At 60.2% G+C, this 14,530-nt stretch carries 11 protein-coding genes and 1 pseudogene; 5 read left to right on the forward strand and 7 right to left on the reverse strand.

Annotated elements, in window-relative coordinates; translation table 11 throughout:
• Positions 1 to 2,160 (forward strand): annotated as a pseudogene (locus DBR18_RS01205) (hypothetical protein); the annotation flags it as partial.
• Between the two features lie 150 nt (positions 2,161 to 2,310).
• Here DBR18_RS01205 and DBR18_RS01210 read toward each other — a convergent pair.
• The 5 genes from DBR18_RS01210 to DBR18_RS01230 all read right to left on the reverse strand — a co-directional run bounded on the left by DBR18_RS01210 (position 2,311) and on the right by DBR18_RS01230 (position 8,145).
• Complete coding sequence (locus DBR18_RS01210; RefSeq protein ID WP_108588964.1) at positions 2,311 to 3,654, reverse strand: imelysin family protein; 1,344 nt, start codon at positions 3,652 to 3,654, stop codon at positions 2,311 to 2,313.
• Between the two features lie 230 nt (positions 3,655 to 3,884).
• Positions 3,885 to 5,936, reverse strand: coding sequence for a bifunctional diguanylate cyclase/phosphodiesterase (locus DBR18_RS01215; protein WP_108588965.1), 2,052 nt, complete (start codon positions 5,934 to 5,936; stop codon positions 3,885 to 3,887).
• 425 nt (positions 5,937 to 6,361) lie between these two features.
• The gene (locus DBR18_RS01220) at positions 6,362 to 6,958 is read right to left on the reverse strand and encodes a superoxide dismutase (RefSeq protein ID WP_108588966.1); all 597 of its coding nucleotides are present in this window, start codon (positions 6,956 to 6,958) and stop codon (positions 6,362 to 6,364) included.
• Positions 6,959 to 7,134: 176 nt separating this feature from the next.
• Positions 7,135 to 7,737, reverse strand: coding sequence for a LysE/ArgO family amino acid transporter (locus DBR18_RS01225; protein ID WP_108588967.1), 603 nt, complete (start codon positions 7,735 to 7,737; stop codon positions 7,135 to 7,137).
• Positions 7,738 to 7,743: 6 nt separating this feature from the next.
• Positions 7,744 to 8,145: an ACT domain-containing protein gene (locus DBR18_RS01230; protein ID WP_108588968.1), complete on the reverse strand. Its 402-nt coding sequence runs from the start codon at positions 8,143 to 8,145 to the stop codon at positions 7,744 to 7,746.
• Positions 8,146 to 8,241: 96 nt separating this feature from the next.
• Here DBR18_RS01230 and DBR18_RS01235 point away from each other — a divergent pair, with 96 nt between their 5' ends.
• From DBR18_RS01235 to DBR18_RS01250, 4 genes are all read left to right on the forward strand, one after another.
• Entirely contained in the window at positions 8,242 to 9,135 is an 894-nt protein-coding gene (locus tag DBR18_RS01235; protein WP_108588969.1) for a LysR family transcriptional regulator ArgP, read from the forward strand.
• A 53-nt stretch (positions 9,136 to 9,188) separates the two neighbouring features.
• Complete coding sequence (locus tag DBR18_RS01240) at positions 9,189 to 10,181, forward strand: NAD(P)-dependent oxidoreductase (RefSeq protein ID WP_108588970.1); 993 nt, start codon at positions 9,189 to 9,191, stop codon at positions 10,179 to 10,181.
• Positions 10,182 to 10,297: 116 nt separating this feature from the next.
• Complete coding sequence (locus DBR18_RS01245) at positions 10,298 to 11,152, forward strand: ATPase (protein WP_108588971.1); 855 nt, start codon at positions 10,298 to 10,300, stop codon at positions 11,150 to 11,152.
• Positions 11,153 to 11,382: 230 nt separating this feature from the next.
• The gene (locus DBR18_RS01250) at positions 11,383 to 12,231 is read left to right on the forward strand and encodes a cache domain-containing protein (protein ID WP_108588972.1); all 849 of its coding nucleotides are present in this window, start codon (positions 11,383 to 11,385) and stop codon (positions 12,229 to 12,231) included.
• A gap of 85 nt (positions 12,232 to 12,316) precedes the next feature.
• On the opposite strand, the gene DBR18_RS01255 is transcribed toward DBR18_RS01250, so the two are convergent.
• A complete protein-coding gene (locus DBR18_RS01255) occupies positions 12,317 to 13,834 on the reverse strand; it encodes an MDR family MFS transporter (RefSeq protein WP_108588973.1) in 1,518 nt (505 codons plus the stop codon).
• Between the two features lie 79 nt (positions 13,835 to 13,913).
• Positions 13,914 to 14,530 (reverse strand): FAD-dependent monooxygenase (locus tag DBR18_RS28610; RefSeq protein WP_256588489.1); only part of this gene is annotated, 617 nt, incomplete at its 5' end.

Raw genomic sequence — 14,530 nt, forward strand, 5'->3', positions numbered from 1 at the left:
TTCACCACAAGCGGGAGCGCGACAGGCTCGATTGTCGTCTACACCCCTGACGCCCCTGGTGCAAAGGTCTTTCATGAGTTTCCCAGAGAACGGTTCATCGTTGACTTTGTGCACAACAGCGTCTGGCGCGATTATCTGGTGGCTCGGGTCAGCCCGGCATATCGACCGCATGTACGGGCCACATTGAGTGGTCGCGGCGATGTGTCGACGGTCCACATGACCCGGATCGCCAGGAACGTGTTCGAGGATTTTTATGAGTCCGAGGTCAATTTCACGATCAATGACGCCGCGACGCAGGTGACCACCACTCACCAGACCAATGTCGAAACGGGGCTGGCGGTTGCCACCACCCTGGCGGATATCCTGACAATGGTCTTGCCGGTGTACATCACCCTGCCTGTGGGCATCGCCAGGTGCCTGATTTCCATATTCAACGCCGTGGAGGCGGCCAGCATTGGTGATCGGGCAGGCACCGCGCAGCATATCGTCCGTGCGCTGGCGGAGCTGACCGGAGCGTTGGTCGACGGAGTCATTGCCACAAAGCTGCCGGCCTCTGTTCAGGGATCCCTCAAGGCTGCGCCCGGCGCCCGAAATCTGGATCCTCAGATGGCTTTGAGCAAAAAGCCGCAAGGTTTGCTCGAACTCGAAGGCTGGGCAGATAAGGGCATCTATTACAAACGCTCAGCGGACAATAATGCCAAACACTATTTTCTCAACGACCGCGGCCGCTGGTTCTCGATTATCGACGAGGGGTTTGAAGAGGCGTGGCGCGTCAGGGATGCACGCAAACCTGTGCAGAAGCATTACTCGCCCATACGCCGCAATGCTCAGGGGCAATGGGAGATCGGCACGCACCCCGATGCCCCGGCGCTTGGCGGAATCACTCCACAGCGTGCCTTGAGGAACGCTTACCCGGCGCTGGATCAGGCCCAGGCTAATCATGTGTTCAGATCCTTCTCGTTCCCGCGCGGGCGCGAGATCGAGTTGGGGCTGCATTTTGTCCACTGTTATCGTCATGGCTTGAGGCTGGATGAGTTCGTCCCCTATCTGCTGGTCAGCCTGGATACCTTGCGCATGCGTGTAAGGGGAATCAACACCCCGTCCTCTTTCTCGGGAGGAGGGGTTGTGCAACCTTCGACTTCGGCGCGTGCGACCGTGCTGCCGGTCAGCACAAGGCCTGCGCACGAGCGTTTTCTCGACTGGGGGCAACGCATCGCTGCCAGCGACGTGAGAGTGCACAATGGAAATTTGAATATTTATGTTCGCACCCGTGGGAGTATCGATCAGTTGGGGCGCAAATACATCAGGATCGATGAACACTATTACCCGATTCTGCCTCCCAGTGAACTGAGGGCGCAGGTCTACACGCACCTGTTCGATGACCGGCTCGACCTCAGAAGCTATGCCCTGTTTGAAGATATGCTGCACAGAGACTTGTACAGCCAGCCCAGAGCGGCTTTTTTTTCCACGGCAGATAATCGCTGGATCATGGCGGTGCAATTGCCCCTCGAAAAAAGTATCGCGGGCTATGTAGCTGACGGATTTGCAACATTCAGTTCAGGCAGTTGCGGACAGGTGGCAAAGACTTTGTTCGAGCTGTCCTTTCCTGGCGGGCTCACCGATAAAGGCATGGGTATTCTGGTCGGAACCTTGAAGATCTGGCGGCGAGCAGGTCAGTCAGGCCCTTTCACGGTAACCGACCCTCTGCTTCTGCTGTCCGTCACGCCAAAGAGCGCGGCAGGCCGGTGGCTGCTTCAGGATATTCCCGGCACTTACAATCGGTTGCAGTTCAGCAGTAACGGTACGGAAAGTTTGCTGCAATCACTGAGGCGCAACCCGACCAATAGAGACCTGAGCTCGTTGATGCGCGATCGCCTGTCGGGCAGTGGATATCAAATTATCGAGGGCGACATGCGCGCTTTCGGATTGCTATTCAAACGCGCGGAGTCACCAACGCTGTACTGGATGTCGTTGCGCAGAGTGGTTGGCGATGAGATTGACGGCAGCAGCTTTACCTTTCCACACACTGACTTGATGGATCCCGTAACCCGGCAGACGGTTAAAGACGCCCAGTCACGGAACCAGTTTGTCGCGCTTGTGGGAGGCGTGCGTATGAGTACCACCCAGGTACAACCGGAAATTTTTGTTATCCGAATCTGAACGTCAGACATTCTTGATGACAATCGGGTTGAGGTCATCGCAGCCGAGGGACCAGGAAGTGTTTTGATTTTCAGGATTCAATAAAACAAATGCCCCGACATGTCGGGGCATTTGTTTGAGCTGCGGTGTTTGCGGTTACGGTTGCTTCGATCAGAACTCGTGATCAGCGTTGTCCGGGTTCAGGTCGCTGATACCCAGTTTGCCGGCAGCGGCTTCGATCGAGCCGGTCTGCTTGACCAGCGCGGCGATGGCGTCACGCACGATCTGGTTGCCGGCAGTGTTGCCAGCGGCGATCAACTGGTCGTAGTGCTCACCCTTGTTGGCGTGATCGACCATGACCTGGATCTTGGCTTCGGTGGCGGCCAGATCGGCTTTCAACGCGGTGTCGGCAGCCGGGTCGGCCTTGGCCACCAGCGACGACAGGCTGGCACCGGTCAGCTTGGTGCCGTCGGTGCGGGTGTATTCGCCCAGGTACACGTTACGAATGCCTTTGGCATCGTAGAAGTGCGAGTTGTGGGTGTTGTCGCTGAAGCAATCCTGTTCGTCTTCCGGGGAGTTGGCCTCCAGGGAAACCTTCATGCGTTCGCCCGCCAGTTCACCCAGGGACAGGCTGCCCATGCCAAACAGCATTTTGCGCAGGCCGCTTTCAGCCGGTTCGGCTTCCAGAGTGGCGCGGTAGTTGTCAGCCACGTTCGGCTTCCAGTTACCGACCATTTCTTCCAGGTCGCTGACCAGCAACTGGGTCACGGCTTTCAAGTAGGCACGGCGACGATCGTTGTGACCGCCGGTGGCGCCTGCGCCTTCCAGGTAGTCCGAAGCCGGACGGTTACCGGCGCCCGGGCCAGTGCCGTTCAGATCCTGGCCCCAGAGCAGGAATTCGATGGCGTGGTAGCCGGTGGCGACGTTGGCTTCGGAACCGCCCAGCTCGTTGAGGCTGGCGAGTTTTTCCGGGGTGATGTCCTTGACGTCGACCTTGTCTTCGCCGACCTGGACTTCAGTGTTGGCGATGATGTTGGCGGTGGCGCCCGGGTTGCCCAGTGCGTGTTCGTAGGATTTGTCGACGTAGTCGATCAGGCCTTCGTCCAGCGGCCAGGCGTTCACCTGACCTTCCCAGTCGTCGATGATGGTGTTGCCGAAGCGGAACACTTCGCTCTGCAGATAAGGAACGCGAGCGGCAACCCAGGCAGCCTTGGCGGCTTTCAGGGTGTCGGCGTTCGGCTTGGCGAGGAATGCGTCGATAGCGGTTTGCAGGGTTTTCGCAGTGGATTCGGCATCGCTGTAAACGGCGAAGACCATGTCGGCGTAGTGCGCGACCACAGCCTTGGCGGCGGCTTCATCGACTTTACCGGCAGCGGCTGGTGCTGGCGCGGCAGCGGTGCTGGCGGCCGGCGTCGGCGTGGCCGGGGCGGCAGCCTTGTCTTTGCCTTCGCCGCAACCGGCGAGGGAAATAGCGATGGCCAGCAGACTGGCGGTAGCCAGAGGCATACGAATCATGGCGAACATCCTGCTTCGGTAATTGAATGGACAGGGCGCGGGGGTGCGCAAAGCTGCGACATAATGCAAATCTTTCGCATTATGTGTAAAGGGTTGTGGCTGGAAATATTTCTTGTTTACGCCAGCGTGATGGCGCAGATCAAAAGATCGCAGCCTCGTTTCACTCGACAGCTCCTACAGGGGAATGCGATCCCTGTAGGAACTGCCGCAGGCTGTGATCTTTTGATCTTCTAGAGAATGACAGCATTGCTGCGTTGGGCCTGCTTGAGATAGGCGCCCAGCTCCCGGGCCGGCAGCGGCTTGCTGTAGTGGTAACCCTGACCTTCGTGACAGCCTTCGGAGATGATGTAGGACTCCTGTTCGGCGGTTTCCACGCCCTCGGCAATCACCTGCATGCCCAGGCTTTTGCCCAGTTGGATGATCGCGCGAACGATGGTCGCATCGTCGTCGTCATCCAGCAGATCCTGAACGAAGCTCTTGTCGATCTTGATCTTGTCCAGCGGCAGGCTTTTCAGATAGCTGAGCGATGAATAGCCGGTGCCGAAGTCGTCGATGGCGATCAGCGCCCCGGAGCGGCGCAGGCTCAGCAGGTGCTGGGCGGCGGTGCTGATGTCTTCCATCAGGCCGGTTTCGGTGACTTCCAGTTCCAGGCTACGCGGCGGCAGGCGGTAGATCTGCAGCAGGTTGTTAACCACCCGCGGCAGCTCGGCGTGGTGCAGTTGCACGGTGGACAGGTTGACCGCCATGCGCAGATCGACGAAGCCCTGATCGTGCCATTCGCGCAATTGCTTGCAGGCCTGATCCAGCACCCATTCGCCAATGGCGATGATCGTGCCGTTCTGCTCGGCCAGCGGAATGAACAGGTCCGGCGGCACCAGACCGTGTTCCGGGTGCTGCCAGCGGATCAGCGCTTCGACCCCGACCACACGGTGGTCGCGGTAGCTGATCTGCGGCTGATAGACGAGGTAGAACTGGTCGCGAATCAGCGCATCGCGCAGGTCTTTTTCCAGTTCGCGGCGCCGGCGCATCTCGCTGTCGACGCTGGCGATGTAGAACTGATAGCGGTTGCGCGAGCGTGTCTTGGCCAAGGTCATGGTCTGTTCGGCCTTCTGCAACAGTTTCTCGGTGCTGTCGCCATCCTCGGGGAACAGGGTGATGCCGATGGTCGCGCGCAGGCGGATTTCCTGATGATCGAGGGCAAACGCCGCTTCCAGATCATCGAGGATGCTCTGCGCCAGTTCTGCCGCTTCGTAAGGCTGTTCGATATCGGCCTGCACCAGGGCGAACTGGTCGCCACCCAGGCGGGCGAGGGCGCCGAGGCGACCGCTGTGGGCACGCAGACGATCGGCCAGTGCCAGCAGCAACTGGTCGCCGGTCTGGTAGCTGAACTGCTCGTTGATCCCTTTGAAATCATCCAGCCCCACGCACAACACCGCGACCCGGCGTTGCAGCTTGCCGGCGTCCACCAGAATCTTGTCCAGTTGCTGCTGCAATTGCTGGCGGTTCGGCAGGCCGGTGAGGAAGTCGTACTGGGCCATGCGCAGCAGGCTGTTTTCCGCTTCGTGGCGCAGGTGCGTGTTGCGTTCGATGGATTCGAGCAACTGGTTGGCGGTGTTGATCCAGATACCGAGTTCGTTTTTTTCGTGGCCCTTGAGCTGCGGAATCTTGTGCTCGCTGGGGCGATCGGGATTGATTTCGGTCAGGTGCTCGATGATCCGCGACAGCGGCTTGGTCAGCAGCCAGTGATAAACCAGATAAAGCACCAGGCCCATGGCCAGGGCGCGCAATACGCCGGAAATGAAAATGATCACCGAACTGACGATGAAACTCTCGCCATAGGTGGCCGTGTCGAGGGTGATGCTCAGGTCGCCGTAATATTCGCTGTAGGGACCGCGACCGACCAGTTGGGTGGTAAAGGTGCGTTCCTGACCGAGAATCAGGTCAGTCAGCCAGCGGCTGTTGGAGTGTTGCAACTCACGGGATTTTTGCGCGAGCATCGCTTCGTTGGGGTGGCCGATGGAGGCCTGGCGCACGGCGTCGTCCTGGAACAGGCCTTCGATCACCTGCATGCCCATTTCCCGGTCCAGGCTGTAGACCGCCTGAGTCGAGGGATCACGGAACATGTCGAGGATGCGCTCGGCATCGCCGGCTACCGCCTGACGGGTTTTGTAGGCATCGAAAACAATCTGGGCGCAGCTCAAGACCACGCCGACGATCAATGCCGAAAGGAGCACGACCCGGAGCAACTTCACCGACAAGCTGTTCTTGAGTTCCAGCTTCAAAGGGTTATTCCTTGTTCCGTGCGGGTAGCGTCAAGTTGCCATGAGTATTGGCAATCCCGTGTTGGCAGTCAAAGGGACAATCAAGCCCAAGGATATTTGCCTGTGGCGTTGGCCGAAATGCTGCTGAATGGAGTGTCAGCTCTATTTGTACTGTGTCGGTAGTTTCAGCCCTCAACTTGAGCGGTGCGGGACAATTTTTCCTCTGTTTGATGTTAGTCCGCTGTGCTGCCCCGGCAAGCGGCGCGCAGCTGCTTTCATGGTAGGAAACAGGCTATTTCTCTGTAGGAGCTGCCGCAGGCTGCGATCTTTTGACGTTGATTGTAAAAAACAGGATCAAAAGATCGCAGCCTGCGGCAGCTCCTACAAGGGAATATGCAGGCATAAAAAAACCCGGCCATAGCCGGGTTTTTTGTCTGGCGCGCAGCTTAAGCTTTGAAGGTTTTGCCTTCGAACTGCTCGGCAACGAACTTCCAGTTGACCAGGTTCCAGAACGCTTCAACGTACTTCGGACGCAGGTTGCGGTAGTCGATGTAGTAAGCGTGTTCCCAGACGTCGCAGGTCAGCAGCGGGGTGTCGCCGCTGGTCAGCGGGTTGCCGGCGCCGATGGTGCTGGCCAGAGCCAGGGAACCGTCAGCCTTTTTCACCAGCCAGCCCCAGCCGGAACCGAAGGTGCCGATCGAGGTTTTGCTGAACTCTTCCTTGAACTTGTCGAACGAACCGAAGGCTGCGTTGATCGCTTCAGCCAGTGCGCCGGTTGGTTGACCGCCGGCGTTTGGCGCCAGGCAGTTCCAGTAGAAGGTGTGGTTCCAGACCTGAGCGGCGTTGTTGAAGATGCCGCCCGAGGAAGTCTTGACGATTTCTTCCAGGGTCTTGCCTTCGAACTCGGTGCCTGGCACCAGGTTGTTCAGGTTCACGACATAGGTGTTGTGGTGCTTGTCGTGGTGGTATTCCAGGGTTTCCTTGGAAATGTGCGGCTGCAGGGCATCGTGTGCGTAAGGCAGCGGCGGCAATTCGAAAGCCATGATGATTCTCCTAATCAGGTCTGTTGCGGTGAGCGCAAGGCCGATCACGGGCGGCCAGAAATGCACCGACGAGTTTTTACTCTTTGCGGCGCAGGGTTCGGATCATAGCACCGGGGTCAAGGCTTAACCACGCAACAACTGTGTGGGATAGAGGTTCCAGAGCCGTTTGGAATAAATCACGACGCCAATATCAGTTGGCCTGCCACCGTGAACATCATCACTGCCACCAGAAGATCGAGAATCCGCCAGGTACTCGGCCGAGCCAGCCACGGCGCGAGCCATGCGGCACCGAGTGCGAGGGTGAAAAACCACAGCAGCGAGGCACTCGCCGCGCCCACGACATAAGCGCCCGGCACTGACTGCTGCGCCCCGAGAGAGCCAATCAGCAATACGGTATCCAGATAAACGTGCGGGTTGAGCAGCGTCACTGCCAATGCGCTGAGCATCACCGCGCGCAACGAGCGTACGGTGTGGTTTTCGCCCTGATCCAGGCTCTGTTTCGAGAACGCCCGGCGCAGCGCCTGGCTGCCGTACCAGATCAGAAAGACGGCGCCGCCCCAGCGGGCCACCGCGAGCAATGTCGGGTTCTGCGCCAGCACGGTCGCCAGACCAAACACCCCGGCCGCCACCAGCAGCGCATCACACGCCACACACAACGCCGCCACCGGCAGGTGATGTTCGCGGCGCAGGCTCTGGGCCAATACGAAAGCATTCTGGGTGCCGATCGCCATGATCAGCCCGAACGCCACCAGCAGGCCGTTCACATAGCTTTGCCACATATCGAGTTACTCCGCGTTGGCTGCGAGATCGCGCAGCACGTGCATGGCGCGTTCGGCGTCGGCCTGACCGACAAACAGATGGTCGTGGTAGTAACCGGCAATCACGTTGCAGCTGATCCCGGCCTTGCCCTGGGCGGTGGCGAACGCGGCGGTGAGGCCGACCGCTTCCAGCGCCGAATGCACGTTGAGGGTGATCCATGCCGCTACATAGTCGAAGGCGAACCCGGCGCGTTCGGCCTGAGTGCGCTCGAGAATCACGGTCAGGCCTTCCTGCTCGCGGAAGCTGCCGACAATCTCCAGACCACTCGGCAACGAGTTGTCAGGCAGGGTGCAGAACACGTATTCGCCGGCGTTGAGCTGCGGGCTCATGCTGCGCAGCAAGGTCGTGAGGGAGGTTTCGCCAGCCATTGAAGGTGTCCTTTATAAAGAGTGCTTGCTGGCTATTCTCCGGTCGAAAGCGGTATAAGAAAAACCAATAGTGCTGATCGCTCATTAGGAAAACTGATGTTCGACTACAAATTGCTTTCCGCTCTCGCCGCCGTGGTCGAGCAGGCCGGATTCGAACGCGCCGCGCAGGTGCTGGGCTTGTCGCAATCGGCGATCTCCCAGCGCATCAAACTGCTGGAAGCACGGGTCGGCCAACCGGTGCTGGTGCGCGGCACGCCGCCGTCGCCGACGGAAATTGGCCGGCGGCTGCTCAACCATGTGCAGCAGGTGCGCCTGCTCGAACGTGACTTGCAGACCCTGGTGCCGGCGCTCGACGAAGAAGGCCTGCCGGAGCGTCTGCGCATCGCCATCAACGCCGACAGCCTCGCCACCTGGTGGGCCGAAGCCGTGGGCGATTTCTGCGCCGAGCAGCATCTATTGCTGGATCTGGTGGTGGAAGATCAGACCGTCGGCCTCAAGCGCATGCGGGCCGGGGAAGTGGCGGCGTGTGTCTGCGCCAGCGAACGCCCGGTGGCCGGGGCGCGCAGCGTGTTGCTCGGGGCCATGCGCTATCGGGCGCTGGCCAGTCCGGCGTTCATCGAGCGGCATTTCCCCGCCGGGGTGCGCGCCGAGCAGTTGCCGCGCACCCCGGCGCTGGTGTTCGGCCCGGACGATTTCCTCCAGCATCGCTACCTTGCATCGCTGGGTGTCGAAGGTGGTTTCGAGCATCACTTGTGCCCGTCCTCCGAAGGTTTTGTGCGCCTGACCGAAGCCGGTTTCGGCTGGGGTCTGGTGCCGGAACTGCAAGTGCGCGATCAGCTGCAACGCGGCGTATTGCGTGAACTGTTGCCAGATAAACCGATCGATGTGCCGTTGTACTGGCATCATTGGCGCAATGGCGGTCAACTGCTGGGCCTGCTGACCGAGCAATTGGTACGTGCTTCACCACAATGGCTGGTGCCCTTGGGCTGACGGTCAGCGTCAAGACAGACGTATCAGGTAAACGAAAGACATCGGAGCGTTACATGAAAATTCTGGTCACCGGCGCAAGCGGCTTCATTGGCGGACGCTTTGCGCGTTTCGCCCTGGAGCAGGGCCTGGACGTGCGGGTCAACGGTCGCCGGGCCGAGAGCGTCGAGCATCTGGTGCGCCGTGGCGCCGAGTTCGTCCCGGGCGATCTGACCGATGCGGATCTGGTGCGCGACCTCTGCAGCGACGTCGAAGCCGTGGTGCACTGTGCCGGTGCCGTCGGCTTGTGGGGGCGCTATCAGGACTTTCATCAGGGCAACGTGCAGGTCACTGAAAACGTCGTCGAAGCCTGCCTCAAGCAGCGCGTGCGGCGGCTGGTGCATCTGTCGTCGCCGTCGATCTACTTCGATGGCCGCGACCACCTCGGTCTGACCGAAGAACAAGTGCCCAAGCGCTTCAAACATCACTACGCGGCGACCAAGTACCTGGCCGAGCAGAAGGTCTTCGGTGCGCAGGAATTCGGCCTGGAAACCATTGCCCTGCGCCCGCGCTTTGTCACCGGTGCCGGCGACATGAGCATCTTCCCGCGGCTGTTGAACATGCAGCGCAAGGGTCGTCTGGCAATCATCGGCGACGGCCTGAACAAGGTCGACTTCACCAGCGTGCACAACCTCAACGAAGCGCTGCTCAGCAGTCTGCTGGCCGCAGGTTCCGCGCTGGGTAAGGCTTACAACATCAGCAATGGCGCGCCGGTGCCGTTGTGGGATGTGGTCAATTACGTGATGCGCAAGATGGAGGTGCCGCAGGTCACCAAATACCGTTCGTATGGTCTGGCCTACAGTGTTGCGGCGCTCAACGAAGGCGTATGCAAACTCTGGCCGGGGCGTCCGGAACCCACCCTGTCGCGGCTGGGCATGCAGGTCATGAAGAAAAATTTCACCCTCGACATCAGTCGCGCCCGGCATTATCTGGACTACGATCCGAAAGTCAGCCTGTGGTCGGCCCTCGACGAGTTTTGTGGCTGGTGGAAAGCTCAGGACATCCGTTGATACCAGTCGGTCGGCCGGCAATGAACCGCACCACCGCTTGAGGGTCAATCCCTGCGGCTGCGGCGGTTATACTTCGCAGCATTTAGCCATTACCGCGTTTTACAAAGGTTGCCTCAATGTCCATCCGTAACGATGCCAACGACGATTTCGACGATGTACCGAGCCTGCGGGCCGACACCTTTGACGACGATGACATTGCCCCCACCGCGCGCACGGCCGTGCACTCGCGCACGCCGCCGGTGGTCAAGGTCAAGGCCGCGAGTACCGGGCCGCTGTGGGCACTGGTCGGCGCGTTGTTCTTTGCTTTCATCGGGCTGGCGTGGTGGAGCTTCCAGCAGATTTCGCTGATGGAGCAGCAGTTGGTCGCGACCCAGGAAAGCTTTGCGCGCATCAGCGAGGAGGCAGCGGGGCGCCTGCAGGACATTTCCGGCAAGGTCGTCGCCAGCCAGAGCAACGTCAACAGCGACAGCGAAGCGTTGAAGCTGCAGATCAAACAGTTGGAAACACAATTGCTGGATCAAGGTAAACAGCAGCAAGGCGTGGTCGGCCAGGCAAGCGATCTGGACAAGCGCCTGGCACAGATGACCGCCCAGACCACTGAGCAGCAGAACGCCAATACCCAGTTGCAGGCCCAGGTCAAAGCCCTGAGCGCCGAACTGGCAACGCTGAAAAGCGCCCCGGCGGATACCAGCAAGGTCGACGCCCAGCTCAAGAGTTATGACGCCCAGCTGAAAAGCCTTGGCGCTGACATCACTGCGCTGAAAAAGCAGGGCAACTCGAACGCCGCGATCGAGCGTCTGGAGCAGGAAATTGTCGTCCTCAAGAGCGAACAGGACAACCGTCCGGCAACGCCACAGGGCGGCGGCAATACCGCTGAGTTCGATGCGTTCCGTGGCCAGATGACCCGCAACCTCAACACCCTGCAGGCGCAGATCCAGAACTTGCAGCAGCAGATCAATGCCCGGCCGTAAGGCCTGATGAGTTGTAGCCAGGCACCTTTGTGGTGAGGGGATTTATCCCCGATGGGGCTGCGCAGCAGGCCCCAAACCATCAGCGCGGGGTGTCAGAAAATATGTGTTCTCTCCATCAGGGCTGCTGCGCAGCCCATCGGGGATAAACCCCCTCGCTACAGGATGCGGCGCCTCCTCCGACCCCAAGCCGTCTACGCTCTTGAAACACCAACAGGAACGAGGGATGCGTTATGGGGTTTTTGCATAAAGTGGCGTGGCTCGGGGTGATGCTTCTGGTGGGGGCAGGGCAGGTCAACGCTGCCACCACGCAAAAGGACGACAGCAAGGCCGCCATCGCTTTGCTGGAAAAGGCTCTAGCCTATTACCACGACAACGGCGACAAGGCCTTCGCCGCGTTCAGCCGTCAGGGTGAGTTCGTCGACAAGGATCGCTACGTGTTCGTGGTCGACACCAAAGGCGTGATGCTCGCCAGCGGCGGGCCGTCTTCGGCCTTGATCGGACGCGATGTCAGCGAAGTGCTCGGGCCGGATCTGCAAAAGGCCTTCAAGGATGCATTGCTGGTGCCCGAAGGCAACGGCATCCAGCAAGCCGAATACCGCTGGCAGAACTGGGCGGACGGCAAGGTCGAACGCAAGCATGTCTACTATCAGCGCATCGGCCAACGAATCCTCGCGGTCGGCTATTACCTGCCAAGGGCTTCGGCGGAGCAGGCGAAGACCCTGCTCGACAAGGCGGCGGCCGATCTGGGCAAGGACGAGAAGGGCACCCTGACGGCCATCAACTCGCTCAAGGGCGGTTACCTGCAGGATGACCTGTACGTGTTCGTGGTCGATCTCGACACCCAGCGCTACGTGGCCCATGGCACCAACCTGCGGCTGATCAATACCGACTTCAGCAAGATCAAAGACCCGGAAGGCAAACCGGTGGGCGAGCCGATTCTGGCGCTGATCGCCAAACAGGATGACGGCGAATACGAATACCGCTGGAAAAATCCGGTGACTGGCAAGGTCGAAGACAAGCATGCCTACCTGAAGAAGGTCGGGCATTTTCTGGTGGCGGTGGGTTACTACAGCCCCTGAAAATCAAAAGATCGCAGCCTTCGGCAGCTCCTACAGGGTAATGCATTCCCATGTAGGAGCTGCCGAAGGCTGCGATCTTTTGCTGTTATTTGGCGCCGTGCTCGCGCCCGCGCAGCAGGTTGTTCGGCATCGCTATCGCCGCCGCCAGCCCCAGCAACGACACCGCCGTACTCACCCACAGCAAATGCCGGAACGTCACCGAAAGCTCGGCGCGCAGGGCGTTTTGCGCGTCACCCGGGGCGGCGTTCAGACCGTCGAGCAGCACGTTGCCCGAATGGCCCTCGCTGATCAGCGAGTTGCTCGCCAGATGGGCGAAACTCGAATCCTGCAAGAAGGCCAGCAACAGCGCCGACATCAACGCCACCCCCACTGCGCCGCCCAGCGAGCGGAACAGGTTGGTGGTGCTGGTGGCGACGCCGATGTCGCGTTGTTCCACCGAATTCTGTGTGCCCACCAGCGAAGTCGGGAACTGCATGCCGCCGGCGATCCCGCTGAGCAGCATGAACAAACTGCTGACCAGCGTCGCATCCGGCGGGGTGAACGCCATGCCGAGAATCGAGATCGGCATGAGCACGGCGCCCGTCAGAATCTGCGGCTTGTAGCGACCGGTGATCGAGGTGCGACGCCCGGCGAAATAAGCGCCAATCGGCAGCCCCATCGCCAGCGGCAGCAAGTGCAACGCCGCCGCATCGGCCCCGGCACCGGTGACGCTCTGAAAGCGCAGCGGCATCAGCACGATCAGCGAGATGGCCTGGAAACTGGTGAAGAAAATCGTGCACCAGCACAGCAACGCGTTTCGGTTGGTGAACAAGTGCATCGGCAGCAGTGGCTCGCGCGCCCGGCGTTCATGCCAGACGAACACCGCCAGCACCAGCACCGCACAGGCGAACAGGCCGAGCACTTCGTTGCTGCGCCAGGAATGGCCCTGACCGACCTGGGTGATGCCCAGCAGCAGAGCGGTCAAACCGATGATCATCAGCAGGGTGCCGAGGTAGTCGATGATCGGCTTGCGCTGCGGAATCGGCAGCCCGCGCAGGTTGCGCCGCGCCACCCAATACGCACCAAGCCCCAGCGGCAGGTTGATCAGGAACACCCAGCGCCACGACAGGTATTCGGTCATGTAGCCGCCGAGCACCGGCCCGGCGACGCTGGCCACCGCGTACATGCTGCTGAAGTAACCCTGATAGCGCCCGCGCTCACGCGGCGGGACGATGTCGCCGATGATCGCCTGGCTGACCGAAATCATCCCGCCGGCGCCGATGCCCTGAAGAATCCGCGCCAGCACCAGTTGTTCCATGCTTTGCGCCATGCCGCAAAACAGCGAGGCCAGTGTGAACAGGCCCATGCCGAACAGCATGAGTTTGCGCCGCCCGTACAGATCGCCGAGCTTGCCGTAGATCGGCACGGCCACGGTCATCGCCACCATGTACCCGGAAATCACCCAGGCCAGCAGGCTGACGTCCTTGAATTGGGCAGAGATGGCGGGCATCGAGACGGCGACGATGGTTTGATCCAGTGCGCCGAGAAAGATTGCCAGCATCAGCGCGACCAGCACGCTGCGAATGGCCGGTTTGGGTGTTTCAGGCTGGTGAAGATTGGTCACGGGCGAAACCTGCGGGCAGTGAGAGTCCCGCAGATGGTCAGGCGAGCGGGAATGCTCGCCAGTGTAAGTCGATAGCAGGCTATTCGATAGCCTCATACGGAAGTCCGACGTAATTTTCTGCAATGGTTTTTCTGCCGGCTTCGGAGCTGACGAAATAGTCCAGTTCCGAGGCGCTGATGCGCTGGCTGAAATCATCGTGCTCGTCGAAACGGTGCAGCATCGAGGTCATCCACCAAGAGAAACGTTCGGCTTTCCATACCCGGCGCAGGCAGATTTCCGAATATTTCTCCAGCAGGTCGGTGCGGCCCTCGCGATAGACCTTCAGCAAAATATTGAACAGCGTACTGACATCGCTGGCCGCCAGGTTCAGGCCCTTGGCACCGGTGGGCGGCACAATGTGCGCGGCATCGCCGAGCAGAAACATCCGCCCGTACTGCATCGGTTCGACGACAAAACTTCGTAGCGGCGCGATGCTTTTTTCAATTGACGGGCCCGTCACCAGTTTTTCCGCAAGCTCGGCGGGCAGGCGGGTTTTGAGTTCATCCCAAAAACGCTGATCGGACCAGTCAGCGACGTTTTCTTCGGCCGGCACTTGCAGGTAGTAACGGGTGCGTGTGGCCGACCGCATGCTGCACAGGGCAAAACCGCGTTCATGGCGGGCATAGACCAGTTCCTCGTGTACCGGCGGGGTGTCGG

This window comes from Pseudomonas sp. HMWF021, from assembly GCF_003061005.1.
Lineage (GTDB): Bacteria > Pseudomonadota > Gammaproteobacteria > Pseudomonadales > Pseudomonadaceae > Aquipseudomonas.

What these genes read in the sequence shown, in the direction of transcription:
- DBR18_RS01210 (WP_108588964.1), bottom strand. Translation starts at nt 3,654, where the DNA reads ATGATTCGTATGCCTCTGGCTACCGCCAGTCTGCTGGCCATCGCTATT.
- DBR18_RS01220 (WP_108588966.1), bottom strand. Translation starts at nt 6,958, where the DNA reads ATGGCTTTCGAATTGCCGCCGCTGCCTTACGCACACGATGCCCTGCAG.
- DBR18_RS01225 (WP_108588967.1), bottom strand. Translation starts at nt 7,737, where the DNA reads ATGTGGCAAAGCTATGTGAACGGCCTGCTGGTGGCGTTCGGGCTGATC.
- DBR18_RS01230 (WP_108588968.1), bottom strand. Translation starts at nt 8,145, where the DNA reads ATGGCTGGCGAAACCTCCCTCACGACCTTGCTGCGCAGCATGAGCCCG.
- DBR18_RS01235 (WP_108588969.1), top strand. Translation starts at nt 8,242, where the DNA reads ATGTTCGACTACAAATTGCTTTCCGCTCTCGCCGCCGTGGTCGAGCAG.
- DBR18_RS01240 (WP_108588970.1), top strand. Translation starts at nt 9,189, where the DNA reads ATGAAAATTCTGGTCACCGGCGCAAGCGGCTTCATTGGCGGACGCTTT.
- DBR18_RS01245 (WP_108588971.1), top strand. Translation starts at nt 10,298, where the DNA reads ATGTCCATCCGTAACGATGCCAACGACGATTTCGACGATGTACCGAGC.
- DBR18_RS01250 (WP_108588972.1), top strand. Translation starts at nt 11,383, where the DNA reads ATGGGGTTTTTGCATAAAGTGGCGTGGCTCGGGGTGATGCTTCTGGTG.